We start from the raw sequence: 23,974 nt of genomic DNA, 5'->3' as shown, positions 1-23,974 counted from the left end.
CACATTCGGGCATCGACCGTCCAGCACGGCCAGATCGCCCCGACGCGGCAGATGATTTTCTCGCCAAGTCCCACAGCCGGACGCAAGATCCGGGTGTACGTTTTGAAGGCTGGCGCGGCTTACCAAAAATAAGCCAAGCCAGTCCCCGAGAAGCCGGCCACAAGCCGGCTTTTTAATGTCTGAAAGAAAGTGATTCACAACGGGAAATCGCTCAAGCCCCATCTGCATTCAGTGCATAAAACTCATGCAACTTGGCCTGCAACAGCTTTTTGTCCGGCAGCTGAGTCTGATATTTCGCGATCAATGCTGGCGAAAGTGAACGGTTGAGGGCGTACTCGACGACTTCATCATCTTTGCTTGCGCACAGCAAAACCCCGAGCGCCGGGTTTTCATGAGGTTTGCGGACATTGCGATCCAGAGCCTCCAGGTAGAAATCAAACTTTCCCGCGTACTCTGGCTCGAAGCGCCCGACCTTGAGCTCAATCTCCACGAGGCAATTCAACCCCCGATGGAAGAACAGTAGATCCAAGGCAAAATCGCGGCCGCCAACCTGCAACGGATACTGCGAGCCAACGAAACAAAAGTCCCTTCCCAACTCGATCAGGAAATCCCTGAGCTTTCGCAGCAACCCACCATGCAAATCAGCATCGACATCCCCGTGTGCCAGATCGAGAAATTCAACCATGTACGCGTCATTGAACACGCTCAAGGCTTCTGGATGCATTTGCCTCACCAGGGGCGAGACTTTTCTCAAATAGCGCGGCCTTGAACTGGCGTTCGAGCTCCCGGCTCGACCACTTCTCCTGAATCGCCATCCGCAGGTAAAACTCGCGCTCTTCAGGCTGCTTGCTTTGATTGAGGATAATCAGGTTTTGGGGGCAGGGTAATTGTCGCAGCAGTGCTGAGACTTTTGTGTCATGCCTGTATGCCTCGTAAAACTAGCGCATACGCAAGAGGTTAGGACATGTAAAACCGCGCAATCCGGGCTGGGTACGCACGAGGTGAGTATTCGCCACTCGCATCTTTACCCAGACCTTGCCAAACGGTGAAATTGTCCAACAGTCTGTTGGACAATTTCACTGCTCGGCAAGATGCTTAGCTTGGTCAGCAAGCTGCTGACCAAATTGAGCACTCAGACAGGCAAACTGACCGCAGATCCCCCCCGCCCCTCATAAGCACTCAAAATCAATCCCTTGCTCTGCTCCATATCCGCAAAACTGCTAATAGCCACCTCCAGATCTCCTGTTCCCCAGTGACCAAATAGCCGAGCATCTCGTGTATTGGCAGGTAACGATTCCAAAGAGTCAGGATTCAAGTGTAGAAAAAGCAGCAATCGATTTTTCTGCGGCACGATCGTGGCGAAGTTCTTAAGCCGCTTGAATGCGACATAGAGCTTGAGTTCTTTGCGCTGGATGTCGTCCCCCAAGGAACCGATGAAGTTTTCCAGAGAGGTCAGCAGTTCCAGCATCGGGGCTGGCAAAATGGATAACCATTCGGTGTAACCTTTGTCGCCATTGGTTGGCTTAATTTGGGCAGGTTCGACTTTCGCCTTTGCAGCTTTTACAGACTTGGTCTTATAGCTCGCACTGGTTGCGCTGGCCAGTTCCAACAACAGTAAATCATTGCCAAAGCGGCGATACCGAATCAGCTCGACGTTCCGGTTGATCTGCTGAACGGCATGGATGTCATATTTCGTGAAGTCGGCGGCGATACACAGCAGGCGCGGCGAGGTCCAGTCAATCCGTGCTGCAGCTTCGTTCCCCAAGCCCTCCATAACCAAGAGTTTGAATTCCGCCTGGTGGTCCAGAAGCCAGTCCAGGTAGAACAACCCTTGGTTGATGACGTTCTCCCCGACCGAACGCTTGTATTCCACAATCACCGGGCTGAAGTTCTCATCCAACCCCAAGGTGTCGATGCGTCCAGCATGAGTCTTGCCGGTCGAATATTCAGTCGCGAGAAACCGAATGCTAAGCAGTGGGTCGAGGTTGCGTTCGATTAGTGTCTGTAATGGCTTTTCCAGATCAGAGGCCTGCCCATTCAGCTCCGTGGCCATACCGTTGGTTAACTGGAATAGCTTGATATCACTCATTCGACATTCCTTACCGAACACAAAATTTGGCGTGGGTCGCATTAGCCTGCGCACCGACATCGCAAACGACTGACGAAACATAACAAACTTTTCATAAGATGCTCGCCTGGACGCATGCTCGCTGCTGCGTTCAAACATCAGGAATCGGTGAGGAGACGCGACCAAGGAAATTGTGCAGCAGCCTGCTGCCCAAACTGGTCGATGAGCCAATTAGGTTCAGTCCCTCAAAACACTAGACGCTGAGCCGAATAGCTCGCACAATCGGCTCACTAAATGAGCCGAATAAATTCTTATTCGGCTCATCATCTAGAGCACGAACCCATGGAACACCCCCGCTGGATCTGGCAACAGCCTGATTGGCCGCATTTTCAAATGCAACCCGAGCGCCTCGCCCCGTTGTTGCGCGAGTGTGTGCAGGCGCAAGGACGGCTGTTGGGCATGTCCAGTTCCGCAGGTGGAGAACTCAGTGCGCAAAGCGAGTTGGACACGCTGTTGCAGAACATCGTGACTTCATCCGCCATTGAAGGTGAGCAGTTGAACCTTGGCTCGGTGCGTTCATCTCTGGCGCGTCGCTTGGGCATGGAACAGATTGAAGGCAACCATGTGAGCAAGCGTAGTGAGGGACTGGCGGAGTTGATGCTGGACGCGACCCAGCATTTCGACCAGCCTCTGACCCTCGCGCGCGTGCTGAATTGGCATGAATGGTTGTTTCCCGCTCAAGACGAAGGATTGATCCCGCAACACATTCGAGTTGGCGTGCTGCGTGGCGATGAACCGATGCAGGTGGTATCGGGTAGCCTGGACAGACCCATCGTGCATTTTGAAGCACCTGCGCGCCAAGGCCTGGAACAACAGCTCGACGCGTTCCTCGACTGGTTCGAAGCCAGCCGTAGCCAACCCCGGCTCGATCCATTGCTGAGGGCCGGCATCGCTCACTTCTGGTTCGTTACGCTCCATCCCTTTGACGACGGCAACGGCCGCCTGACTCGGGCTATCACCGACCTGGCCCTCGCCCAGGCCGAGGACCAGGCCATCCGCTTCTACGCCATGTCGGCAAGCATTCTCGACGATCGTTCGGGCTACTACCGTGTATTGGAAACCAGTCAGAAAGCCACCCTGGATATCACTGACTGGCTCGAATGGTTCCTGCAGACGTTATTGCGCAGCCTGCAGCAAGCCATGGCCCGTATCGCGTTGGTACTCGGCAAGGCCCGTTTCTGGCAGAACCACCGGGGTCAGGCTCTGTCCCCGGAACAGGCCAAAGTGCTCAACCGCCTGCTCGATGGTGGCGAGAAAGGATTTGAAGAAGGCATCAGTGCCGCCCAGTACCAGGCCGTAGCAAAGGTCTCCAAGGCGACTGCGACTCGGCACTTGGCTGACCTGCTGGACAAGGGTTGCTTGATCCGCTTGCCCGGCGGCGGCCGTAGTACCCGCTACCAGATCAACTATCCGGGCGATGGAAAACGCTGAACCGGTGAGCCCCGCGCAAGGCACTCCTGGCTCATCTATACGCCCGCTCATTTGCCCAAAAAGCCTCTCTCTGCTAGTGTCGCGCCGGTTTACCGTCAACCGGAATTGCCGCCATGGCCCGCAAAAAAGCTGCACTGGATTTCGAACAATCCCTCGCTGACCTGCAAACGCTGGTCGAGCGTCTGGAGAACGGCGAGCTGTCGCTGGAAGACTCGTTGACGGCCTTCGAACAGGGCATCGGCCTGACCCGCGATTGCCAGGCGGCGTTGGCCCAGGCTGAGCAGAAGGTGCAGATCCTGCTGGAACGCGATGGTGAGCTGGCCGAGGAACCCTTCGACCCGGAACAGCCAGAATGATTGCCGTCTATCAGGCCAGCAGCCAGGCCCGCGTCAATGCTGCACTGGAAACCCTGTTCCGCGCTCCAAGCCCTGAACTGGCTCGCCTCTATGAAGCCATGCGCTACAGCGTGATGAATGGCGGCAAGCGCGTGCGGCCGCTGCTGGCTTATGCGGCCTGCGAAGCCCTGGGTGGCGTAGCGGAACACGCCAACGGCGCCGCCTGCGCGGTGGAATTGATTCACGCTTATTCGCTGGTGCATGACGATCTGCCGGCGATGGACGATGACGATTTGCGTCGCGGCCAGCCGACTACGCATAAGGCCTTTGACGAAGCCTGCGCGATTCTCGCCGGTGACGGCCTGCAAAGCCTGGCGTTCAGTGCCTTGCTCGATCCGCAGCTGAGCGTCGTGGATAGCGAAACCCGTTTGCGCATGGTCAGCACCCTGGCATTGGCGGCGGGTCCGGCGGGCATGGTCGGCGGCCAGGCCATCGACCTCGGCTCGGTCGGTCTCAAACTCGATCAGCGAGCACTCGAATACATGCATCGGCACAAGACCGGCGCGTTGATCGAAGCCAGCGTCAAGCTCGGTGCCCTGGCCAGTGGCCATGCGGAACCAGATGAACTGAAATCCTTGCAGACCTATGCCCAAGCCATCGGCCTGGCGTTTCAGGTGCAGGACGACATTCTCGATGTCGAGAGCGATACCGCGACGCTCGGCAAACGCCAGGGCGCCGATATCGCCCGGGACAAGCCGACCTACCCGGCCTTGCTCGGCCTGGATGCGGCTAAAGCCTATGCCCTGGAACTGCGCGATCAAGCCTTGCACGCCCTGCGACCGTTCGACGCGGCGGCTGAGCCGTTGCGCGACCTGGCGCGCTATATCGTTGAACGTCGCAGCTAAAACCGCCGCTACGCACGACTGCATATTGTTGGCCAACTTCTGAGCTCTGCGTGGGCAGCTTGCGATGCATAAGGTAAACTGCCGCCTCTTCTATACCTATAACGATTCGCCTGATGCCCACGACGTTTCATGAGATTCCCCGCAAACGCCCGACCACGCCCCTGCTCGACCGTGCCGACACGCCGGCTGGCCTGCGCCGGTTAGGTGAAGCCGAGCTCGAAACCCTGGCCGATGAATTGCGCCTGGAGCTGCTCTATTCCGTGGGCCAGACGGGCGGGCATTTCGGTGCCGGCCTTGGCGTCATTGAGCTGACCATTGCGCTGCATTACGTCTTCGACACCCCGGACGACCGGCTGGTGTGGGACGTCGGCCATCAGGCTTATCCGCACAAGATCCTCACTGGCCGTCGCGAGCGCATGGGCACGCTGCGCCAAAAGGACGGCATTGCGGCCTTCCCGCGCCGTTCCGAGAGCGAGTACGACACCTTTGGCGTCGGCCACTCCAGCACCTCGATCAGTGCCGCGCTGGGCATGGCCATTGCTGCTCGCCTGCAAAACAGTGAACGCAAGGCTATCGCAGTGATCGGCGACGGTGCATTGACCGCAGGCATGGCTTTCGAAGCGCTGAATCATGCGCCGGAAGTCAACGCCAACATGCTGGTGATCCTCAACGACAATGACATGTCGATCTCGCGCAATGTCGGCGGACTGTCCAACTATCTGGCGAAAATTCTTTCCAGCCGCACTTACGCAAGCATGCGTGAAGGCAGCAAGAAAGTGCTGTCGCGCCTGCCCGGCGCCTGGGAGATCGCCCGTCGTACCGAAGAATACGCCAAGGGCATGCTGGTCCCGGGCACGTTGTTCGAAGAGCTGGGGTGGAACTACATCGGCCCGATCGACGGCCACGATCTACCGACCCTGATCGCTACCCTGCGCAACATGCGTGACCTCAAGGGGCCGCAGTTCCTGCACGTGGTCACCAAGAAAGGCAAAGGCTTCGCTCCGGCGGAAGTCGACCCGATCGGTTACCACGCGATCACCAAGCTCGAACCCCTGGATGCTCCGGCGACTGCGCCGAAAAAAGCCGGTGGGCCGAAGTATTCCAGCGTGTTCGGCGAGTGGCTGTGCGACATGGCCAGCGCCGATCCGCGACTGGTCGGGATAACGCCGGCGATGAAGGAAGGTTCCGACCTGGTGGCCTTCAGCGAACGTTTCCCGCAGCGTTATTTCGATGTGGCGATTGCCGAGCAGCACGCCGTGACCTTCGCCGCCGGTATGGCCTGCGAAGGTGCCAAACCGGTGGTGGCGATCTATTCGACCTTCCTGCAACGCGGCTACGATCAGCTGGTGCATGACGTTGCGGTGCAGAACCTCGACGTGTTGTTCGCCATCGACCGCGCAGGCCTGGTGGGCGAAGACGGTCCAACCCACGCCGGCAGTTTCGACCTGTCGTTCCTGCGCTGCATCCCCGGCATGCTGGTGATGACCCCGAGCGACGAGAACGAACTGCGCAAAATGCTCAGCACCGGCCACCTCTACAACGGCCCGGCCGCAGTGCGTTACCCACGCGGCACTGGCCCGAATGCGACCATCGAGAAAAACCTCGAACCGATCGAGATCGGCAAGGGCGTGATTCGCCGTCAGGGCAGCACCGTTGCCCTGCTGGTGTTCGGAGTGCAACTGGCCGAAGCGCTGAAGGTTGCCGAGAAGCTCGATGCCACGGTGGTCGACATGCGTTTCGTCAAACCATTGGACGAAGCTCTGGTGCGGGAAATCGCCGGCAGCCACGAGTTGCTGGTGACCATCGAAGAAAACGCGATCATGGGCGGCGCCGGTGGCGCGGTCAGCGAGTTCCTCGCTCGCGAGAACATCCTCAGGTCGATGCTGCACCTGGGCTTGCCGGACGCCTATGTCGAACACGCCAAGCCGGCGCAAATGCTGGCCGAGTGCGGGCTGGACGCAGCGGGGATCGAAGCGTCGGTTCGCGAGCGCCTGCAACTTTTGGGGCTGTAACCCCCCCGTAGGAGCTGCCGCAGGCTGCGATCTTTTGATCCTGCCCTTCGGCAGCTCCAGAATCGCCGTTAGATCAACATCAAAAGATCGCAGCCTGCGGCAGCTCCTACGGGGGCTGCGGCGCATTTTGAAAGTAGTGCCCATGAATCTCTCCCGCATCGCCCTGACGTTGACCCTTTTGCCTGCCGGACCGCTTTTGGCTGACACCTTCGAACGCGAACAAGCCCTGAAACTGCCCGATGTGCTGATCAGCGCCAATCGCCAGGTTGAAGCCCGTAACGATAGCAGCGCCGCCAACACAGTGTTCACCCGCGAAGACATCGACCGCCTGCAACCGAGCAGTGTGACTGACTTGCTCAGTCGGGTGCCGGGCGTGCAGATCGCGCAAGCGGGCGGGCGTGGCAGCCTGCCGGGGGTTTTCATTCGTGGCACCAAATCGGCGCAGAGCCTGGTGCTGGTGGACGGCCAGCGCATCGGCAACTCGACTTCCGGCGACAGCAACCTGCAACACCTGAACATCGATCAGATCGAACGCGTGGAAGTGCTGCGCGGTTCACGCTCGGTGATTTACGGCAGTGACGCGATTGGCGGGGTGATTCAGCTCTTCACCCGCCGTGGCGCCGAACAGGGTCTGAAACCGCGCCTGCAGCTGGGGTTTGGCAGCAATCAGACTTGGGAGCGCAGCCTGGGGCTGTCCGGCGGTGACGCACAAACCCGCTTCAATCTCGGCGCCAGCCTCGATGAAAGCGCCGGGATCAATCGCACTCATGAATCTTTCCCCAGCGACGGCGACCACGATGCTTACCGCAACAAGTCCCTGAGCCTGAGCCTTAGTCACGCCTTCAATGATGACCTCGAAGCGGGCCTGAGCCTGCTGGATAACCGTGGTAAAAGCGAGTTCGACAGCCCCTTCGGTCGCTTCGACATGAACACCTTTGAGTCAGTCCAGCAGCAGCCCTACAGCGATTTCACCGTGAGCAGCGTCAGCAGCTACCTCGACGCGCGTATCAATGACATCTGGAAATCCCGCGTCGAGTTCGGCCATAGCGAAAACCGCGAGAAAACCATCGACACGCTCAGCGACGAGCGCAGCGTGTTCAACACCTATCGCGATTCGCTCAACTGGCAGAATGACCTGACACTCGATGACCGCAACAGCCTGATCCTCGGCGCCGACTGGTACGAAGACCGGATCAACAGCAGCACCGCCTTCGATGAAGACAGCCGCTGGAACCGTGCCGCATTTATCCAGCATCGCTTCCAGGCAGAAAGCTTCTCCACCGAGTTGGGCCTGCGCCGCGACCAGAACCAGCAATTTGGCAGCCAGAATAGCTGGAGCGGTACCTTCACCCTGCCATTGAACCCGGACAACGATGTGCTGCTGACCTACAGCGAAGGCTTCCGCGCACCGACCTTCAATGACCTGTACTACCCGGGTTTCAGCAATCCGAACCTCAAGCCCGAGACCTCCCAAAGCTATGAGCTGCAGTGGCGCAGTCAGTTGAGCGATTCCAGCCGCCTGGAAGCTTCGCTGTACCGCACCGACCTTGAAGACGCGATTATCTTCGGCAAGAACTTTCGTCCGGAAAACGTCGCTTCGGCGCGGATCAATGGCTTCGAAGCCGCGCTCAAACAAGAGCTGTTCGGCTGGCAGAGCAACCTCGGCCTGGCGATCATCGACCCGCGCAACCGCGATACCGGCCACACCCTGAGCCGCCGCGCCCGACGCACCTTGAGCCTGGACCTGGATCGGCAATTCGATCGACTCGGCATCGGCGCCACCTGGCAAGCGGTGAGCAGCAGCTACGATGACGAGGATAACCAGGAACCGCTAGGCGGTTATACCTTGCTCGGCTTGCGCAGCAGCTGGGCGGTGAATCGCGAAATCCGGCTGGAACTGAAAGTCGATAACCTGCTGGACAAGGCTTACAGCCGGGCGCTCTACAGCTTTGACGGGAATAACTATGGCTATCGCGAAGAAGGACGGGCCTGGATGTTTGGGGTGACCTGGATGCCGGAGATCTAGCCATCGTCGGATCGCCGCCCGGAGCAAGCTCGCTCCCACAGGGTATGAGCCTGACATCAATTCCGTGAACGCCTGATAACTTGTGGGAGCGTGGCTTGCCCGCGAAGCAGGCGCCTCGGTTTCAGCGACCCGGCGCTATCAACTCACACAGCTTGGCCGTGGCATTGATCATCTGCCCACTCGGCCGCTCCAGGCCCTTGTCCGTCACCAACAGCAATCGCCCCTGAGCCACCGCCCTCACCTGCGGCCAGGCTTTCCAGGCATCGAGCTGCGCCTGATCGCCGGCCAGGATGACCTCGGGGTTGCGCTGCAACACCGACTCCAGATTGACCTGCGGCGCCGGCAGTTGCAGCTCGGCAAACACATTACGAGCGCCGCAGACCTCCAGCGCATCACTGATGATCTGCCCTCCGCCGACGGTGTACAGCGGCTGATCCCAGACCTGATAGAACACCTGCAACGGCGCGTCCCGCTGATAGCGCTGGCGCAGGTTAGCCAACCGCTTGCGCAAGTCACCGGCGAGTTTTTGCCCGCGCTGAGGCCGCCCGAGTTGTTCGGCAATGGCTTCGATCTGGGTGGTGAGTTGTTCGAGGCTGTGGGGTTCGGCGACGTAGGTGGGAATATTCAGCCGTTTGAGTTGCTCGCGCTGCGCCGGACCGACGCTGCCAGGCCAGAGCAACAGCAAGTCGGGCTTGAGGCTGAGCAGACGCTCCATGTCCAGCTGACCGTAGCGCCCGACCGAGGGCACAGCGCTCAACTCAGGAGGTCGCTCACCGGCATCGAGCACACCGACCAGCAGATCGGCAGAGCCCAGCTCAACGACGATTTCAGAGAGCGATGGCGCGAGGCTGACCACCCGTTCCACGGCCAGCGCCGAACCGCTGACGGCCAGCAGCAGGAGCGCCAGCCAGCCGCGCATCAACCGAGCTGACGCGGAATACGGTAGAGGTAAAACAGCACCGTCGTCGACAGCGCCAGCAGAATCAGCGGCACGGCTTCCAGGCCGACGAACACGGCCACTGCACCGATCCAGGCCGGTAACCCGGCAGCCAGGAACGCCGTGCGACGCTTGGCCGCCAAATCCACCCAGGCGGCAGGCTCTTCAGGGGTATCGAGGGCTTGCTGGGTGGCGATCAAGCCATGCTTGTAGCCACCAAAGAAACGCAGGCTGACGAACATTGACGCCATGCCAGCGATAAAGAACGGCATGGCCAGCATCGGCAATATCGCTTCGGTCCGGCCAAACACCATATTGATCACGAACAGCGGCAGCAAGGCCAGCGCCAGGTACTGCCACCAGTTGACGGCCAGGCGCCGCCGTACTTGACCGCGGGTCACGCCCGATCAACCTCGCCCTGGTGCTCGTTGCCCATCATGTGGTCGAGCTTGCTGGCCTTGGTCGCCAGATAGAGTTTGTTGTGCGGGTTGTGGCCAGTGTGCAGCGGGACGCGTTCGGCGACCACGATGCCCATGTCGGTCATGGCTTTGACCTTGCGTGGGTTGTTGGTCATCAGCCGCAGGGATTTTACCCCCAGGTGCTCGAGCATCGGCAGGCAGATGGCGTAGTCACGCTGGTCGGCCGCAAAGCCCAAGCGTTCGTTGGCCTCGACCGTATCGGCACCGCCATCCTGCAGTTCATAGGCGCGGATCTTGTTCAGCAAGCCAATGCCACGGCCTTCCTGACGTAAATACAGCAACACGCCACGGCCTTCACGGGCAATCGCCTGCAACGCCGCCTCGAGTTGCGAACCGCAGTCGCAACGCTGGCTGAACAAGGCATCGCCGGTCAGGCATTCGGAATGCAACCGGCCGAGCACCGGTGCGCCATCAGCGAACTCACCCAGGCTGAGCACAACGTGCTCGCGGCCGGTGGCCTCATCGAGGAAACCATGCATGGTGAATTGCGCAAAAGGGGTTGGCAGCTTGGAAGCAGCGACGAAAACGACGGGCACCGTGTGCTCCTGATCTGTATGAGGACTGGAGATTCGCAGAGGCGGCATTGTAACAGCAGGTTCCTACAGACGCTTAGGCTGAATTATCGGCCATAATGATCAGGATGTTTGATCACTAGCCTGAAAAACCTTGCAACCCCCTACCTTTCTTCGAATGGGTAAGGTTGTTTCCAGCGTTCGAAGATCGGTCGCAACTGACCGTTTTTCACCAACAACGTCATGCGTTGATCGAACAGCGCCAAAAGTGCCCGGCCTTCAGGAGTGTCGGAGAACCCCAGAAACAGCGGTAGTTGAGCCAGGTACGTGCGTTTGTATAACGACCGATCCGGCGCTTCACTCAGTACATAGTCGATCTCGCTCCGGGCGTCGAGATAGTAATCTGCATGACCGAGCTTGAGCATCGGCAAAATGCCGGTGCGGCGCTCGATTTGATTGAAACCGTGGATATTCGGCAAGTATTTCTCGTACTTGTAGCCGCGCACCCAAGCCAGTCGATATTTACCCAGAGTGGCCAGCGTCGGTGCCGGATTACTGGCCAGGCCCAGTGCGTAAATGGGGTCGACATCATAGTGCCACCGTGGATACAGCACATTGCCCACCTCATCGCGGTAGGAGCCGACCACGGCATCCACCTCCTGGCGCTGCACCAGCCCGATCGAGCGAGTGTAAGGCACTAAACGAATCTGCACCGTGACCCCGGCCGGTTCAAAGACTGCGCGCAACACATCCCAGGCCAGACCACGGCCATCGGCGGCGGTGTAGTCGATCCACTCCTCGCTGGCGAGGCGGATCTGGCTGGGGATCTTCGGCGATTCATGCGCCCGTGCCGCAGTGCATGACAACACGCAAAGCAGTATCAATAACCAACGGCCAGTCATCCTTGTTCCCTCAGACGAAAAACCACACCAATCCCTGCATGGCCAGCCAGGCAAACACACCCGCCAACACATCATCGAGCATGATCCCGACACCGCCGTGTACATGCCGATCGATCCAGTGAATCGGCCACGGCTTGAGAATGTCGAAGAAGCGGAACATCAGGAACCCCGCCAGCAGCCAATACCAACCTTCCGGTACCAGCCACAGGGTTATCCACATTCCGACCATTTCGTCCCAGACGATGCCTTCGTGGTCGTGGACCCGCAAGTCGTCCGCCACCTTGCCGCACAGCCAGAAGCCGAACAGCATGGTGATGCCGAGCATCAGCCAGTAACCCCAGTCCGGCAACATCTGCCACAACGGGATAAAGGGTAGCGCCACCAGCGAGCCCCAAGTGCCCGGCGCTTTTGGCAGGGTGCCTGAACCGAAGCCGAACGCCAGGAAATGCCAGGGATTACGCCAGACCGAAGGCGGCACGAACTCTGCCGGGACCTGCTTGGGGTGATCTGTCACGGTGTCTCCCGAAAATGTTGATAACCCCGGTTTGCCGGGGTGATGTCGCGCCCATCGGCGGCCACAAGCGTTACGCCCTCGCCGGCCACGACACGACCGAGCACATGCACCGGCCAGCCTTCGGCCAGTAACTGCGGCAGCTCGACGGGAGGCAAGGTAAAGGCCAGCACATAATCGTCACCACCGCTCAAGGCGGCCTCTTCAGCGGCTTGCTGGCCGAGAAACGCCACCAACGCCCTGGACAGCGGCAGCTTGTCCCGCTCAACCCGCAAACCGACGCCGGAGGCGAGCGCGATGTGCCCACAGTCCGCCAGCAATCCGTCCGAGATATCCAGTGCCGAGGTCGCTTTGCCACGCAGTGCCAGGCCCAATGCCAGCTGTGGCTGTGGCGACCAGTAGTGCGCCAGCAATGGCTCGGCGATAGCCGCTTGCGCCGTACGCTGACCCAACACCAGCGGCAAGGCGCCCGCCCCATTGCCCAGCTCGCCACCGACGCACAACAGATCCCCTGGCTGCGCGCCGCTGCGGGTCAGGGCCAAACCGGCGGGTACACGGCCGAACACGGTCATGGTCAGGCTCAGCGGGCCACGGGTGGTATCGCCGCCCACCAGACGCACACCGCAGCTTTGCGCCATGGCGTTCAATCCACGGGCGAAGGCTTGCAACCAATCGGCAGCAACCGTCGGCAAGGTCAGGGCAAGGGTAAACGCGAGAGGTGTTGCACCCATGGCTGCCAGATCACTGACCGCCACCGCCAGCGAACGCTGGCCGAGCAGAAAAGGCTCGCAGGGGTCTGCGAAATGTACACCGGCCACCAGGGTGTCGGTGGAGATAGCCAACTGTTCCCCAGGGGGAACAGCCAACAGGGCGCAGTCGTCACCGATCCCCAGTGCCACGCCAGCGCCGACCAGCGCACAAGGCGCGGTGGCGAAGTAGTTACGGATCAGCTCAAACTCGCCCATGGCTTTGTGTCCTGTCTCACCAATACTGTTCCTTTTGAGCGGCGTCTGTTATCGCCATACTGCGTTGCCGCTCCTCGCCATAGCGGGCTATGACTTGTCGCGACGCCTTGCCTGGCAACAACAGCCACGCGCCAAAAAAGGAACGTATTGGCGAGACAGGGCACTGCAAGCGCGAATCAGCGCTTGAACGCCTTCACTTCAGCTTCACGCAGACGTGGAGCCAGCTTGTCGAGCACACCGTTGACGAACTTGTGGCCGTCAGTGGAACCGTAGACCTTGGCCAGCTCGATACCTTCGTTGATCACCACGCGGTATGGAACGTCGACGCGCTTGAGCAGCTCCCAGGTGGACAGGCGCAACACCGCCAGTTCAACCGGATCGAGCTCGTCGATGGTGATATCCAGGCACGGAGCGAGGGCAGAATCGATCTCGGTCTTGTGCGCCGGAACGCCGTGCAGGATGTCGTGGAAGTAGGCGGCATCGACATCGCTGAAATCGTTATCGACCCGGAACTGCGCTTCGATCTCGTTCAGCGAAGTTTTGGCCATGTGCCATTGGTACAGCGCCTGAGTCGCGAGCTGACGGGCTTCGCGACGCTTGACGCTCTTGGATGGCTTGCCAGCGTCCGCAGGTTTCGGATCGCGGGGGTTGAAACGATCGCTTTCGTCGCTAATCACTTGGCCTCCAACTGCGCCAGCAGGCTGACCATTTCCAGAGCGGACAAGGCAGCTTCGGCACCTTTGTTACCGGCTTTGGTGCCGGAACGTTCAATGGCTTGTTCGATCGAGTCGACCGTCAGCACGCCGAAGGCGACCGGCACGCCGAACTCCATGGACACCTGGGCCAGGCCTTTGGTGCATTCGCCAGCCACGTATTCGAAGTGCGGAGTGCCGCCACGAATGACCGCGCCCAGGGCGATGATCGCCGCATATTCGCTTTGCTGAGCGACTTTCTGCGCAACCAGCGGAATTTCGAAGGCGCCAGGCGCACGGATGATGGTGATGTCGCTTTCGCTCACGCCATGGCGAACCAGGGCATCAACGGCACCGCTTACCAGGCTTTCGACGACGAAGCTGTTGAAGCGGCCGACCACCAGGGCATAGCGGCCTTTGGGGGCGATGAAGGTACCTTCGATGGTCTTCAGGGTCATTCGACAAATCTCTTAAAGAGCCGGGACGCGTTCAGTACGCGTCCCTCAGTGATATTTGAACCGCGAATCAAAGGCCGGAACTGCCGGTCTTTATTCGGAGGGCACGTATTCTACAACTTCCAGATCGAAACCGGATATCGCATTAAATTTCATTGGCGCACTCATCAGGCGCATTTTGCGCACGCCGAGGTCACGCAGGATCTGCGAACCGGCACCGACGATGCTGTAAGTGGTCGGTTTTTTCACCGGAAGGTGCTCCGCGGTTTCACGGATATGCGCCAGCACCACATCACCATCGAGCGGGTGACCAAGCAACAGCACCACACCGCTGCCGGCCTCGGCCACTGCGCTCATAGCCGCGCGCAGGCTCCAGCGGCCGGGCTGCTTGACCATCAACAGGTCGCGCAGCGGGTCCATGTTGTGCACGCGAACCAGGGTCGGTTCATCGGCGCAAATGGTGCCCAGGGTCAGCGCCATGTGCACGTCGCCTTCCACTGAGTCACGGTAGGTCACCAGATTGAACTGACCCAGTTCGCTGTCCAATGGCTGCTCGGCAATCCGCTGAACGGTACGTTCGTGGATCATCCGGTAATGAATCAGGTCGGCGATGGTGCCGATCTTGATGTTGTGTTCGGCGGCAAAAGCTTCCAGTTCGGTGCGACGGGACATGGTGCCGTCGTCGTTCATCACTTCGCAGATCACCCCGCTCGGCTCGAAACCGGCCATCCGTGCCAGATCGCACGCAGCTTCGGTGTGACCGGCGCGAGCCAGGGTGCCACCGGCCTGGGCCATCAGCGGGAAGATGTGGCCGGGGCTGACGATATCTTCAGCCTTGGCATCCCTGGCGGCAGCAGCCTGCACGGTGCGCGCACGGTCGGCAGCGGAGATGCCGGTGGTCACGCCTTCAGCGGCTTCGATCGAGACGGTGAACTTGGTGCCGAAGCCGGAACCGTTGCGCGGCGCCATCAATGGCAGCTTGAGCAGTTCGCAGCGCTCGCGGCTCATCGGCATGCAGATCAGGCCGCGGGCATGCTTGGCCATGAAGTTGATGTGCTCGGGCAGGCAGCACTCGGCGGCCATGATCAGGTCGCCTTCGTTCTCGCGGTCTTCGTCATCCATGAGGATGACCATCTTGCCTTGGCGGATGTCTTCGACCAGTTCTTCGATGCTATTGAGCGCCACGCGGCACCCCCTTGGGTCAGGATTTGAGGTAGCCGTTGGCGGCCAGAAAGCTTTCGGTAATATTGCCCTGGGCAGGCTCTGCGGCCTTGTCGCCCAAAAGTAGACGCTCCAGGTAACGTGCCAGCAAGTCGACTTCGAGGTTGACCTGCCGCCCCGGCCGGTAGTCGGCCATGATGGTTTCGGCCAGTGTATGCGGGACGATGGTCAGTTCGAACTCGGCACCATTGACCGCGTTGACCGTAAGGCTGGTGCCGTCGACGGTGATCGAGCCTTTGTGGGCGATGTACTTGGCCAGGTCTTTGGGCGCGCGGATGCGAAATTGAATCGCCCGGGCATTTTCTTCCCGGGCAATCACTTCACCGACTCCGTCAACGTGACCGCTGACCAGATGACCGCCCAGACGGGTAGTCGGGGTCAGGGCTTTTTCCAGGTTGACCCGGCTACCGCTCTTCAATTCGTTGAAGGCTGTGCAGTCGAGGGTTTCGCGGCTGACATCGGCCCAGAAACCGTCACCCGGCAGCTCGACCGCGGTCAGGCAGACGCCGTTGACCGCGATGCTGTCGCCGAGTTTGACGTCGCCCAGATCAAGCTTGCCAGTTTCTACATAAACCCGCACATCGCCGCCTTTAGGGGTCAATGCACGGATGCTGCCGATGGATTCGATGATGCCGGTAAACATGGAGTCCTCCTCGAGAACGGGGCCGTCGCTTGGCGCAGGCCGGGAATTATACGCCCGCAGGTGGCAGAGGAACGGCAGTGACTCGCCAGTCATCGCCAACCGCGCGCATTTCTATGATTTTCAGCTGCGGCGCCTCACTCATCAGCTCCAGCGGCCAGTCCAGCAATGGACGTGCCGATGAACCGAGAAACTTGCCGGCGATGAAGATTTGAAACTCGTCCACCAGCCCTTGCCGAGCGAAAGCCCCTGCCAGACGCGGACCGGCTTCCACCAACACGTCATTGACGCCACGGGCCGCCAGTGCGCTCAGCAGCTTGCGCAGATCAACCTGGCCATCGTCGCCGGGGACGATCAGGCACTCCGGGCCATTGGCGTATTGCTCTTGCACCGCGACACAGGTGGCGACCAGCGCCGGCCCGGCCTTGAAAAACGGCGCGTCGAGGGGTACCCGCAAGCGACCATCGATCAGCACGCGCAGGGGCGGCCGGCTCAGTGCCAGCGCGGTTTGTTCGGCATCCAGTCCCAGCTCGTCAGCACGCACCGTCAACCGGGCACCGTCCGCCAACACCGTGTCGGCACCGGTCAGAACCACACTGGCCTGGGCTCGCAGGCGCTGCACCGCAGAACGCGCGGCGGGGCCGGTGATCCATTGGCTTTCGCCGCTGGCCATGGCCGTACGACCATCCAGGCTCATGGCCAGTTTGACCCGCACAAAGGGCAGACCGTGTTCCATGCGTTTGAGGAAACCTTGATTGATCGCCCGCGCCTCGCTTTCCAGCACACCGCTGTGGATCGCGATGCCGGCCCGAGCCAGACGCTGCATGCCACGGCCGGCAACCTGAGGATTGGGGTCCTGCATGGCCGCGACAACCCGCGCCACGCCGGCATTCACCAGCGCATCGGAACACGGCGGTGTACGGCCGTGATGGCTGCAAGGCTCAAGGGTCACATAGACGGTGGCACCGCGGGCATTTTCAGCGGCGGCGCGCAAGGCGTGGACTTCGGCGTGTGGCTCGCCGGTGCGCACATGCCAGCCTTCGCCGACAATCTGCCCGTCACGCACGATCACACACCCCACTCGCGGATTAGGGTGAGTGGTGTAAAGGCCTTTGCGCGCCAGCTCCAGGGCTCGCGCCATGTAGTGGGCATCGAGAACGGCCTGCTCTGAGGAAATAGTCATTCTTTGGCGGGCTCACGGGCGAGGCGATCGATCTCTTCGCGGAACTCATTGAGGTCCTGGAAGCGTCGATACACCGAGGCGAAACGAATATAGGCGACTTCATCGAGCTTTTGCAGCTCGGCCATCACCAGTTCACCAACTACCAGGGATTTGACCTCGCGCTCGCCGGTGGCTCGCAGTTTGTGTTTGATATGCGCCAGCGACGATTCCAGGCGCTCGACGCTCACCGGACGCTTTTCCAGGGCGCGCTGCATACCGGCACGCAGTTTTTCTTCGTCGAACGGCTGACGGCTGCCGTCGGTCTTGATCAGGCGCGGCAGCACCAGCTCGGCGGTTTCGAAGGTGGTGAAACGCTCACCGCAGGCCAGGCATTCACGCCGACGACGCACCTGTTCGCCCTCGGCGACCAGACGCGAGTCGATGACCTTGGTGTCGTTGGCACCGCAGAAGGGACAGTGCATGGTGGCAGGCAACAAAAAAAGGGAGGGCCATGGTAGCGCATCCCACTGGCAAGACAAGCCATAGGCTTTACGGTATATAGACCGGCATACTATGTATGCACACGGAATTTAGCCTTGCTGGAGCTACACATGCCGCTACGACCGCTCGTTTTGCTCAGTCTTTTCAGCCTGCTGGTCGCGTGCAGCAGTGCGCCCAAGCCCGCACCGCCTCTGCCCGGGCCGGCGCCACAGCAGGCGCAGAAGAAAGCTCAGGAGTCGGTCAACCTCGGTCCGCTGCCGGCCTTTCAACGCGAATTGAGCGGCACCCTGCAGGGCGTGCCAACCGGCGCTGAAGTCGAACTGGCGCTGCTGGTGATCGACGAGCGCGGCCGGCCTCAACAATTGCTGGCCAACTCTAACCTGATCGGCAACGACCATGTGCTGCCGTTCCGCCTGCGTTTCAATCCGGAGTCCTTCCCGGTCGGTGCTCGCGTCGAATTGCGAGGTCGCGCCAGTCAGTCCGGGCAGCTGATTCTGCACTTGCCAACGCAACGCATCAGCCAACCGACCACCCAGGCCCTGGGCCAGCTGCAATTCGTCAAAGCGCCATGAATGCACCGCTCGACCTGCAGCAGGCGCTGGGCGAACTGCTTGGAGATGCACAGCTTGTCGCCTGTCAGTTGCCCGCGACCGAACTGAAGCTCTGGCTGATCGATGCACACAACATGGACCGCGCCTTCACCCCGGAAGAAACCCGGCGGATTCTGCATGAGCCGCCTTATTGGAGTTTCTGCTGGGCCAGTGGCCTGGCATTGGCGCGCTATCTGGCCGAACGCCCGCACTGGGTCGAAGGCAAACGGGTGCTGGATTTCGGCGCCGGCTCAGGCGTTGCCGGCATTGCCGCGGCCAAGGCCGGAGCGCTGGAGGTGGTGGCGTGTGATCTCGACCCACTGGCCATTGCCGCTTGCCGGGCGAATGCCGAACTCAATGGCGTGGAACTGAGCTATTCAAGTGACTTCTTCGACGAGGCAGACCGTTTCGACCTGATCCTGGTGGCGGATGTGCTGTATGACCGAGCCAACCTGCCGTTGCTCGACGAATTCCTGAGCCGAGGTCGGGAAGCCCTGGTGGCGGATTCGCGGGTGCGAGACTTTCGGCATCCGTTGTATCAGCGACTGGAGATGCTGGAAGCCTTCACCTTGCCGGATCTGGCAGAGCCGGAAGAGTTTCGCAATGTGAGCCTGTACCACGCGCGGCGTGGCTGATACCGCCAAGATCGCAGCCTTCGGCAGCTCCTACGCCGACCGCGATCTTTTTCGGTATCCGCGTGTCAATCCGATCCGCAGGCTGCGATCTTTTTCGGTATCCGCGTGTCAATCCGATCCGTAGGAGCTGCCGAAGGCTGCGATCTTTTGCGCCAACCCTTGTAGGAGCTGCCGAAGGCTGCGATCTTTTGCGCCAACCCTTGTAGGAGCTGCCGAAGGCTGCGATCTTTTGCGCCAACCCTTATAGTGAGTGAATTCACGCTCCCAAGAGATCCCCAATGAGCCAGGACACCCCATACATTTTCGACGCCAGCACTGCCGATTTCGACCAGTCGGTGATCGAGAACTCCTTCCACAAACCGGTGCTGGTGGATTTCTGGGCCGAATGGTGTGCGCCGTGCAAGGCGCTGATGCCGATGCTGCAGCAGATTGCCGAGAGCTATCAGGGCGAGTTGCTGCTGGCCAAGGTCAATTGCGATGCCGAACCGGACATCGTCGCCCGCTTCGGCATTCGCAGCCTGCCGACCGTGGTGCTGTTCAAGGACGGTCAACCGGTAGACGGCTTTGCCGGTGCACAACCGGAGTCCGCGGTCCGGGCGTTGCTCGAGCCCCATGTACAAATGCCACCGCCAGCCGCTGCCGATCCCTTCGAACAGGCTCAGGCGCTGTTCAGCGAAGGTCGTTTCGCTGACGCCGAAGCCGCGCTGAAAACCCTTTTGGGCGAAGACAACAGCAACGCCAAGGCGCTGATCCTCTATGCCCGCTGCCTGGCCGAACGCGGCGAGCTGAGTGAAGCACAGACCGTGCTTGACTCAGTCCAGGGCGACGAACATAAAGCCGCGCTGGCCGGTGCCAAGGCGCAGCTGGAGTTTCTCGGACAAGCCGCTGACTTGCCGGATGTCGCCGACCTGAAAACCCGCCTGGCACAAAATCCGCTGGACGATGAAGCGGCCTACCAACTGGCCATTCAGCAACTGGCCCGCCAGCAATACGACGCGGCACTGGACGGGCTGCTAAAACTGTTCATCCGCAACCGCAGCTACAGCGAAGGCCTGCCGCACAAAACGTTGCTGCAAGTGTTTGACCTGCTGGGCAACGATCACCCACTGGTGACCACCTACCGCCGCAAGCTGTTCGCCGCGCTGTATTGAGCGACCCCGAAAAGATCGCAGGCTGCGCCAGCTCCTACGGATTGGGATTACACGCGGACGGCGTAGGAGCTGCCGAAGGCTGCGATCTTTTGATTTTCAGGTGATTCAACCGCCGCAAAAACAAGATCAAAAGATCGCAGGCTGAGCCAGCTCCTACGGATTGGGTTTACACGCGGACGGCGTAGGAGCTGCCGAAGGCTGCGATCTTTTGATTTTCATGCAATTCAACCGCCGTAAAAACAAGATCAAAAGATCGCAGGCTGCGCCAGCTCCTACGGATTGGGATTACACGCGGACGGCGTAGGAGCTGCCGAAGGCTGCGATCTTTTGATTTTCAGGTGATTCAACCGCCGCAAAAACAAGATCAAAAGATCGCAGGCTGCGCCAGCTCCTACGGATTGGGATTACACGCGGACGGCGTAGGAGCTGCCGAAGGCTGCGATCTTTTGATTTTCAGGTGATTCAACCGCCGCAAAAACAAGATCAAAAGATCGCAGGCTGCGCCAGCTCCTACGGATTGGGTTTACACGCGGACGGCGTAGGAGCTGCCGAAGGCTGCGATCTTTTGATTTTCAGGTGATTCAACCGCCGCAAAAACAAGATCAAAAGATCGCAGGCTGCGCCAGCTCCTACGCTGGCTGGCGCCAGCTGTAGATCGGCGTATCCCCGCCGCTCACCACCTTGACCTCGGCACAGTGGCGCAAGCGCACCAACAAGCGTTTGCCAGCCGCTGCGCTGCCGGCCAGAGCCTCCATCTGCTCAAGCAGATCCGGCCCGCTCAATTGCCCGGCCTTGCGCAGCAGGTCCTTGGCGGCCTGCCACAGCGCATCGTCCTGATTCGCCGGCATGACCACCGACTTAATGCTCTCAGGTTTGGCCGCCTGCAGCTGCGCACCCAACTGCGCCCAATCACCTGCATCGAGCTCCAGGGTCAAATCCACCGGCCATTCGCCGATGCTTCCACGAATCCGCAACATAGGTTTTCCCTCAGGTTTCTGATGAGCATGCTCCCATGCGCCTTGCATAACGCCAAGCAGGCGGTCAAACTCTCGCCGATATTGTTATAAGATCACATAACAATATTTATATCTTCTTTCCCGGAGTCCTGTCATGCGCCGTCTGCTACTCGCCTTGCCGTTTGCCCTGTTGCCGCTGGCTGTCGTCCAGGCCGCCGAGGTCCATGAGCATGATCACGAGCATCAACACGGCAGCCTCGGCACCCACGAACATGGCGTCGGGCGATTGAATGCGGCGCTGGACGGTCAGACCCTGGAGCTGGAACTGGAAAGCCCGGCGATGAACCTGGTGGGTTTCGAACATATCGCCACCTCGGACGCCGACAAGGCCAAGGTCACCGCCACCCGTGCACAACTGGAAAAACCCCTGGCACTGTTCAACTTGCCGAATGCTGCAGGCTGCGTGGTAGCCAGTCAGGAACTGGAAAGCCCGTTGTTTGGCGACAAGCCGGATACCGATGACGACCACGACAAAGATACCAAGAACTCCGACGGCCATGAGCATCACCATGACCACAGCGAAATCCACGCCCATTACCAATTCACCTGTGCCACACCTGGTGCACTGAAGACTCTAAACCTGGCGAACATCTTCAACACCTTCCCGGCGACCCGGACAATTCAGGTACAACTGATCAGCCCAAATGGGCAACAAGGGGTTGAAGTGACGGCCAAGGCCGCGGCACTGAAATTCTGATTCCCCCCCAATCCTGATGTGGGAGCTCGCGCCCCACAGGGGTTCACTTTCATCCTGACCGGTTTCACATGACCCAAGCACTTATCGAACTGTCCGACCTGGGCTTCAGTTGGCCAGGGCATCCGCAATTGCTGGACATCCCGACGTTTCGCCTGCAAGCCGGTGAAACACTGTTCCTCAAAGGTCCCAGCGGCAGCGGCAAGACCACCCTGCTCGGCCTGCTCGGCGGGGTGCAAAAGCCCGATCGCGGCAGCATTCGCCTGCTCGGCCAGGAACTGACCGAACTTTCGGCCGGCGCTCGCGACCATTTTCGGGTCGATCACACCGGCTACATCTTCCAGCAGTTCAACCTGCTGCCGTTTCTCTCGGTGCGCGAGAACGTCGAGTTGCCCTGCCACTTCTCGAAACTGCGCGCCAGCCGCGCTATCCAGCGCCACGGCAGTATCGATCAGGCCGCTGCCACACTGCTCGCCCACCTGGGGCTGAAAGATCCAGCGCTGCTCGGCCGACGCGCGGATTCATTGTCCATTGGCCAGCAACAACGGGTTGCCGCGGCCCGGGCGTTGATCGGCCAGCCGGAACTGGTGATCGCCGACGAGCCGACTTCGGCGCTGGACTATGACGCCCGCGAGGCGTTTATCCGCTTGTTGTTCGCCGAATGCCGCGAAGCCGGATCAAGCCTGCTGTTCGTCAGCCACGATCAGAGCCTGGCGCCGTTGTTCGATCGTAATCTGTCGCTGGCCGAACTCAATCGCGCCGCCACGCCGTTCGAGGTTTGAGATGTATTTGTTTCGTCTAGCCATGGCCAGCCTGGCTAACCGCCGCTTCACCGCGATCCTCACCGCGTTCGCCATCGCCTTGTCGGTGTGTCTGTTGCTGGCGGTCGAGCGAGTGCGCACCGAAGCCCGCGCCAGTTTCGCCAGCACCATAAGTGGCACTGACCTGATCGTTGGCGCCCGTTCCGGCTCGGTCAACCTGCTGTTGTACTCGGTGTTCCGCATCGGCAACGCCACCAACAATATCCGCTGGGACAGCTTCGAGCATTTCGCCAACAACCCGAAGGTGAAGTGGGCGATCCCGATGTCCCTCGGCGATTCCCATCGGGGTTATCGGGTGATGGGCACCACCGACGCCTACTTCCAGCACTACCAGTACGGTCGTCAACAACGCCTGCAACTGGCCAGCGGCCGCGCCTTCGCCAGCGACCCGTTTGAAGTGGTACTCGGTGCCGAGGTGGCTGACGCCTTGCATTACAAACTCGCTGACAAACTGGTGCTGGCCCACGGCGTGGCGGTGATCAGCCTGGTCAAACACGACGACAAACCGTTCACCGTGGTCGGCATTCTCAAGCGCACCGGTACTCCGGTGGACCGCACGCTGCACATCAGCCTCGGCGGCATGGAAGCCATCCATATCGACTGGCAGAACGGCGCGCCGGCCCGAGGCAACGGTCGCATCAACGCCGATCAGGCCCGCAATATGGACCTGACACCGCAAGCCATCACCGCGTTCATGCTTGGTCTCAACAGCAAGATTTCGACCTTTGCCCTGCAGCGCGAGATCAATGAGTTCCGTGGCGAACCGCTGCTGGCGATCCTTCCGGGCGTGGCCCTGCAGGAGCTCTGGAGCTTGATGGGCACGGCGGAAAAAGCCTTGTTTGTAATTTCCTTGTTCGTGGTGCTGACCGGGCTGATCGGCATGCTCACGGCGATTCTCACCAGCCTCAACGAACGCCGTCGAGAGATGGCGATCCTGCGTTCGGTCGGCGCCCGGCCGTGGCACATCGCGACCCTTCTGGTGCTTGAAGCCTTTGCCCTGGCGTTGTCCGGGGTAATTGCCGGATTGGGGTTGTTGTACCTGAGCATCGCCCTCGCGCAAGGTTATGTGCAGTCGACTTACGGTTTGTACCTGCCGCTGGCCTGGCCGAGCGAGTATGAGTGGACGCTGCTTGGCGGTATCCTGCTCGCCGCGCTGCTGATGGGCAGCGTGCCTGCCTGGCGCGCCTATCGACAATCGTTGGCCGATGGCCTGTCCATTCGGTTATGAGCATCTGTTTGACCGCCCCGTTTTA

The 23,974-nt window shown here is 60.3% G+C and carries 25 protein-coding genes and 1 pseudogene; 11 read left to right on the top strand and 15 right to left on the bottom strand.

The window, feature by feature from the left end; genetic code table 11:
- Positions 1–211: 211 nt before the first annotated feature.
- Both AC3IUA_RS02775 and AC3IUA_RS02770 read right to left on the bottom strand, forming a co-directional pair.
- Positions 212–1,004: pseudogene (locus tag AC3IUA_RS02775) on the bottom strand (PDDEXK nuclease domain-containing protein); the annotation flags it as partial.
- Between the two features lie 128 nt (positions 1,005–1,132).
- Positions 1,133–2,089 (bottom strand): DUF5655 domain-containing protein, encoded by a 957-nt coding sequence (locus AC3IUA_RS02770; protein ID WP_489359004.1) that lies wholly within the window; start codon positions 2,087–2,089, stop codon positions 1,133–1,135.
- Between the two features lie 321 nt (positions 2,090–2,410).
- Here AC3IUA_RS02770 and AC3IUA_RS02765 point away from each other — a divergent pair, with 321 nt between their 5' ends.
- From AC3IUA_RS02765 to AC3IUA_RS02745, 5 genes are all read left to right on the top strand, one after another.
- Positions 2,411–3,559, top strand: a complete 1,149-nt coding sequence (locus AC3IUA_RS02765) for a Fic family protein (protein ID WP_489359003.1) — start codon at positions 2,411–2,413, stop codon at positions 3,557–3,559.
- 113 nt (positions 3,560–3,672) lie between these two features.
- Positions 3,673–3,915, top strand: coding sequence for an exodeoxyribonuclease VII small subunit (locus tag AC3IUA_RS02760; RefSeq protein ID WP_150643960.1), 243 nt, complete (start codon positions 3,673–3,675; stop codon positions 3,913–3,915).
- Positions 3,912–4,799, top strand: a complete 888-nt coding sequence (ispA, locus tag AC3IUA_RS02755) for a (2E,6E)-farnesyl diphosphate synthase (RefSeq protein WP_489359002.1) — start codon at positions 3,912–3,914, stop codon at positions 4,797–4,799. The genes AC3IUA_RS02760 and ispA overlap by 4 nt, the downstream gene beginning before the upstream one ends.
- A gap of 113 nt (positions 4,800–4,912) precedes the next feature.
- Positions 4,913–6,811 carry a 1-deoxy-D-xylulose-5-phosphate synthase gene (gene dxs, locus AC3IUA_RS02750; protein ID WP_489359000.1) on the top strand — a complete coding sequence of 633 codons (1,899 nt, stop codon included), beginning with the start codon at positions 4,913–4,915 and terminating at the stop codon, positions 6,809–6,811.
- Positions 6,812–6,953: 142 nt separating this feature from the next.
- Positions 6,954–8,837, top strand: a complete 1,884-nt coding sequence (locus AC3IUA_RS02745; RefSeq protein ID WP_489358999.1) for a TonB-dependent receptor domain-containing protein — start codon at positions 6,954–6,956, stop codon at positions 8,835–8,837.
- Positions 8,838–8,958: 121 nt separating this feature from the next.
- Here AC3IUA_RS02745 and AC3IUA_RS02740 read toward each other — a convergent pair whose 3' ends face one another.
- From AC3IUA_RS02740 to nrdR, 12 genes are all read right to left on the bottom strand, one after another.
- Positions 8,959–9,756 carry a cobalamin-binding protein gene (locus AC3IUA_RS02740; protein WP_489358998.1) on the bottom strand — a complete coding sequence of 266 codons (798 nt, stop codon included), beginning with the start codon at positions 9,754–9,756 and terminating at the stop codon, positions 8,959–8,961.
- Entirely contained in the window at positions 9,756–10,175 is a 420-nt protein-coding gene (locus AC3IUA_RS02735; protein ID WP_489358997.1) for an MFS transporter, read from the bottom strand. The genes AC3IUA_RS02740 and AC3IUA_RS02735 overlap by 1 nt, the downstream gene beginning before the upstream one ends.
- Positions 10,172–10,789 carry a GTP cyclohydrolase II gene (gene ribA / locus AC3IUA_RS02730; protein WP_489358996.1) on the bottom strand — a complete coding sequence of 206 codons (618 nt, stop codon included), beginning with the start codon at positions 10,787–10,789 and terminating at the stop codon, positions 10,172–10,174. Before ribA ends, AC3IUA_RS02735 begins: the two co-directional genes overlap by 4 nt.
- 140 nt (positions 10,790–10,929) lie before the next feature.
- Positions 10,930–11,667 carry a substrate-binding periplasmic protein gene (locus tag AC3IUA_RS02725; RefSeq protein ID WP_489358995.1) on the bottom strand — a complete coding sequence of 246 codons (738 nt, stop codon included), beginning with the start codon at positions 11,665–11,667 and terminating at the stop codon, positions 10,930–10,932.
- Between the two features lie 10 nt (positions 11,668–11,677).
- Entirely contained in the window at positions 11,678–12,181 is a 504-nt protein-coding gene (locus AC3IUA_RS02720; protein WP_008073949.1) for a phosphatidylglycerophosphatase A family protein, read from the bottom strand.
- Entirely contained in the window at positions 12,178–13,143 is a 966-nt protein-coding gene (gene thiL / locus AC3IUA_RS02715; protein ID WP_489358994.1) for a thiamine-phosphate kinase, read from the bottom strand. Before thiL ends, AC3IUA_RS02720 begins: the two co-directional genes overlap by 4 nt.
- A 176-nt stretch (positions 13,144–13,319) precedes the next feature.
- On the bottom strand, positions 13,320–13,820 hold the full coding sequence (nusB, locus tag AC3IUA_RS02710; RefSeq protein ID WP_489073749.1) for a transcription antitermination factor NusB: 501 nt from the start codon (positions 13,818–13,820) through the stop codon (positions 13,320–13,322).
- Positions 13,817–14,293 carry a 6,7-dimethyl-8-ribityllumazine synthase gene (ribH, locus tag AC3IUA_RS02705; protein WP_028944446.1) on the bottom strand — a complete coding sequence of 159 codons (477 nt, stop codon included), beginning with the start codon at positions 14,291–14,293 and terminating at the stop codon, positions 13,817–13,819. Before ribH ends, nusB begins: the two co-directional genes overlap by 4 nt.
- A 90-nt stretch (positions 14,294–14,383) precedes the next feature.
- Positions 14,384–15,475: a bifunctional 3,4-dihydroxy-2-butanone-4-phosphate synthase/GTP cyclohydrolase II gene (gene ribBA / locus AC3IUA_RS02700; protein WP_489358993.1), complete on the bottom strand. Its 1,092-nt coding sequence runs from the start codon at positions 15,473–15,475 to the stop codon at positions 14,384–14,386.
- Positions 15,476–15,491: 16 nt separating this feature from the next.
- Positions 15,492–16,154, bottom strand: coding sequence for a riboflavin synthase (locus AC3IUA_RS02695; protein ID WP_489358992.1), 663 nt, complete (start codon positions 16,152–16,154; stop codon positions 15,492–15,494).
- 46 nt (positions 16,155–16,200) lie between these two features.
- A complete protein-coding gene (gene ribD, locus AC3IUA_RS02690) occupies positions 16,201–17,334 on the bottom strand; it encodes a bifunctional diaminohydroxyphosphoribosylaminopyrimidine deaminase/5-amino-6-(5-phosphoribosylamino)uracil reductase RibD (RefSeq protein ID WP_489358991.1) in 1,134 nt (377 codons plus the stop codon).
- On the bottom strand, positions 17,331–17,795 hold the full coding sequence (gene nrdR / locus AC3IUA_RS02685) for a transcriptional regulator NrdR (protein WP_419116602.1): 465 nt from the start codon (positions 17,793–17,795) through the stop codon (positions 17,331–17,333). The genes ribD and nrdR overlap by 4 nt, the downstream gene beginning before the upstream one ends.
- 129 nt (positions 17,796–17,924) lie before the next feature.
- Here nrdR and AC3IUA_RS02680 point away from each other — a divergent pair, with 129 nt between their 5' ends.
- From AC3IUA_RS02680 to trxA, 3 genes are all read left to right on the top strand, one after another.
- Complete coding sequence (locus tag AC3IUA_RS02680) at positions 17,925–18,386, top strand: hypothetical protein (RefSeq protein ID WP_489358990.1); 462 nt, start codon at positions 17,925–17,927, stop codon at positions 18,384–18,386.
- On the top strand, positions 18,383–19,039 hold the full coding sequence (locus AC3IUA_RS02675) for a class I SAM-dependent methyltransferase (RefSeq protein ID WP_489358988.1): 657 nt from the start codon (positions 18,383–18,385) through the stop codon (positions 19,037–19,039). Before AC3IUA_RS02680 ends, AC3IUA_RS02675 begins: the two co-directional genes overlap by 4 nt.
- Before the next feature lie 278 nt (positions 19,040–19,317).
- Positions 19,318–20,190 carry a thioredoxin gene (gene trxA, locus AC3IUA_RS02670; RefSeq protein ID WP_489358987.1) on the top strand — a complete coding sequence of 291 codons (873 nt, stop codon included), beginning with the start codon at positions 19,318–19,320 and terminating at the stop codon, positions 20,188–20,190.
- Between the two features lie 629 nt (positions 20,191–20,819).
- Here the strand turns inward: trxA and AC3IUA_RS02665 are convergent.
- A complete protein-coding gene (locus AC3IUA_RS02665; RefSeq protein WP_489358986.1) occupies positions 20,820–21,167 on the bottom strand; it encodes a hypothetical protein in 348 nt (115 codons plus the stop codon).
- A gap of 133 nt (positions 21,168–21,300) precedes the next feature.
- Here AC3IUA_RS02665 and AC3IUA_RS02660 point away from each other — a divergent pair, with 133 nt between their 5' ends.
- The 3 genes from AC3IUA_RS02660 to AC3IUA_RS02650 all read left to right on the top strand — a co-directional run bounded on the left by AC3IUA_RS02660 (position 21,301) and on the right by AC3IUA_RS02650 (position 23,949).
- Entirely contained in the window at positions 21,301–21,903 is a 603-nt protein-coding gene (locus AC3IUA_RS02660; RefSeq protein ID WP_489358985.1) for a DUF2796 domain-containing protein, read from the top strand.
- Positions 21,904–21,971: 68 nt separating this feature from the next.
- Entirely contained in the window at positions 21,972–22,682 is a 711-nt protein-coding gene (locus AC3IUA_RS02655; protein WP_489358984.1) for an ABC transporter ATP-binding protein, read from the top strand.
- A gap of 1 nt (position 22,683) precedes the next feature.
- Positions 22,684–23,949, top strand: a complete 1,266-nt coding sequence (locus AC3IUA_RS02650) for an ABC transporter permease (RefSeq protein ID WP_489358982.1) — start codon at positions 22,684–22,686, stop codon at positions 23,947–23,949.
- The last annotated feature ends 25 nt before the right edge of the window (positions 23,950–23,974 follow it).

The sequence above is a fragment of the Pseudomonas sp. KH_050 genome, assembly GCF_057838875.1.
Note: the sequence above shows the minus strand (reverse complement) of the source record. Positions and strands in the feature narration are given on the sequence as shown.

Coding starts and splice junctions, on each gene's coding strand:
- AC3IUA_RS02770 (WP_489359004.1), bottom strand. CDS start 2,089: ATGAGTGATATCAAGCTATTCCAGTTAACCAACGGTATGGCCACGGAG.
- AC3IUA_RS02765 (WP_489359003.1), top strand. CDS start 2,411: ATGGAACACCCCCGCTGGATCTGGCAACAGCCTGATTGGCCGCATTTT.
- AC3IUA_RS02760 (WP_150643960.1), top strand. CDS start 3,673: ATGGCCCGCAAAAAAGCTGCACTGGATTTCGAACAATCCCTCGCTGAC.
- ispA (WP_489359002.1), top strand. CDS start 3,912: ATGATTGCCGTCTATCAGGCCAGCAGCCAGGCCCGCGTCAATGCTGCA.
- dxs (WP_489359000.1), top strand. CDS start 4,913: ATGCCCACGACGTTTCATGAGATTCCCCGCAAACGCCCGACCACGCCC.
- AC3IUA_RS02745 (WP_489358999.1), top strand. CDS start 6,954: ATGAATCTCTCCCGCATCGCCCTGACGTTGACCCTTTTGCCTGCCGGA.
- AC3IUA_RS02740 (WP_489358998.1), bottom strand. CDS start 9,756: ATGCGCGGCTGGCTGGCGCTCCTGCTGCTGGCCGTCAGCGGTTCGGCG.
- AC3IUA_RS02725 (WP_489358995.1), bottom strand. CDS start 11,667: ATGACTGGCCGTTGGTTATTGATACTGCTTTGCGTGTTGTCATGCACT.
- thiL (WP_489358994.1), bottom strand. CDS start 13,143: ATGGGCGAGTTTGAGCTGATCCGTAACTACTTCGCCACCGCGCCTTGT.
- ribH (WP_028944446.1), bottom strand. CDS start 14,293: ATGACCCTGAAGACCATCGAAGGTACCTTCATCGCCCCCAAAGGCCGC.
- AC3IUA_RS02695 (WP_489358992.1), bottom strand. CDS start 16,154: ATGTTTACCGGCATCATCGAATCCATCGGCAGCATCCGTGCATTGACC.
- ribD (WP_489358991.1), bottom strand. CDS start 17,334: ATGACTATTTCCTCAGAGCAGGCCGTTCTCGATGCCCACTACATGGCG.
- nrdR (WP_419116602.1), bottom strand. CDS start 17,795: ATGCACTGTCCCTTCTGCGGTGCCAACGACACCAAGGTCATCGACTCG.
- AC3IUA_RS02680 (WP_489358990.1), top strand. CDS start 17,925: ATGCCGCTACGACCGCTCGTTTTGCTCAGTCTTTTCAGCCTGCTGGTC.
- AC3IUA_RS02675 (WP_489358988.1), top strand. CDS start 18,383: ATGAATGCACCGCTCGACCTGCAGCAGGCGCTGGGCGAACTGCTTGGA.
- trxA (WP_489358987.1), top strand. CDS start 19,318: ATGAGCCAGGACACCCCATACATTTTCGACGCCAGCACTGCCGATTTC.
- AC3IUA_RS02665 (WP_489358986.1), bottom strand. CDS start 21,167: ATGTTGCGGATTCGTGGAAGCATCGGCGAATGGCCGGTGGATTTGACC.
- AC3IUA_RS02660 (WP_489358985.1), top strand. CDS start 21,301: ATGCGCCGTCTGCTACTCGCCTTGCCGTTTGCCCTGTTGCCGCTGGCT.
- AC3IUA_RS02655 (WP_489358984.1), top strand. CDS start 21,972: ATGACCCAAGCACTTATCGAACTGTCCGACCTGGGCTTCAGTTGGCCA.
- AC3IUA_RS02650 (WP_489358982.1), top strand. CDS start 22,684: ATGTATTTGTTTCGTCTAGCCATGGCCAGCCTGGCTAACCGCCGCTTC.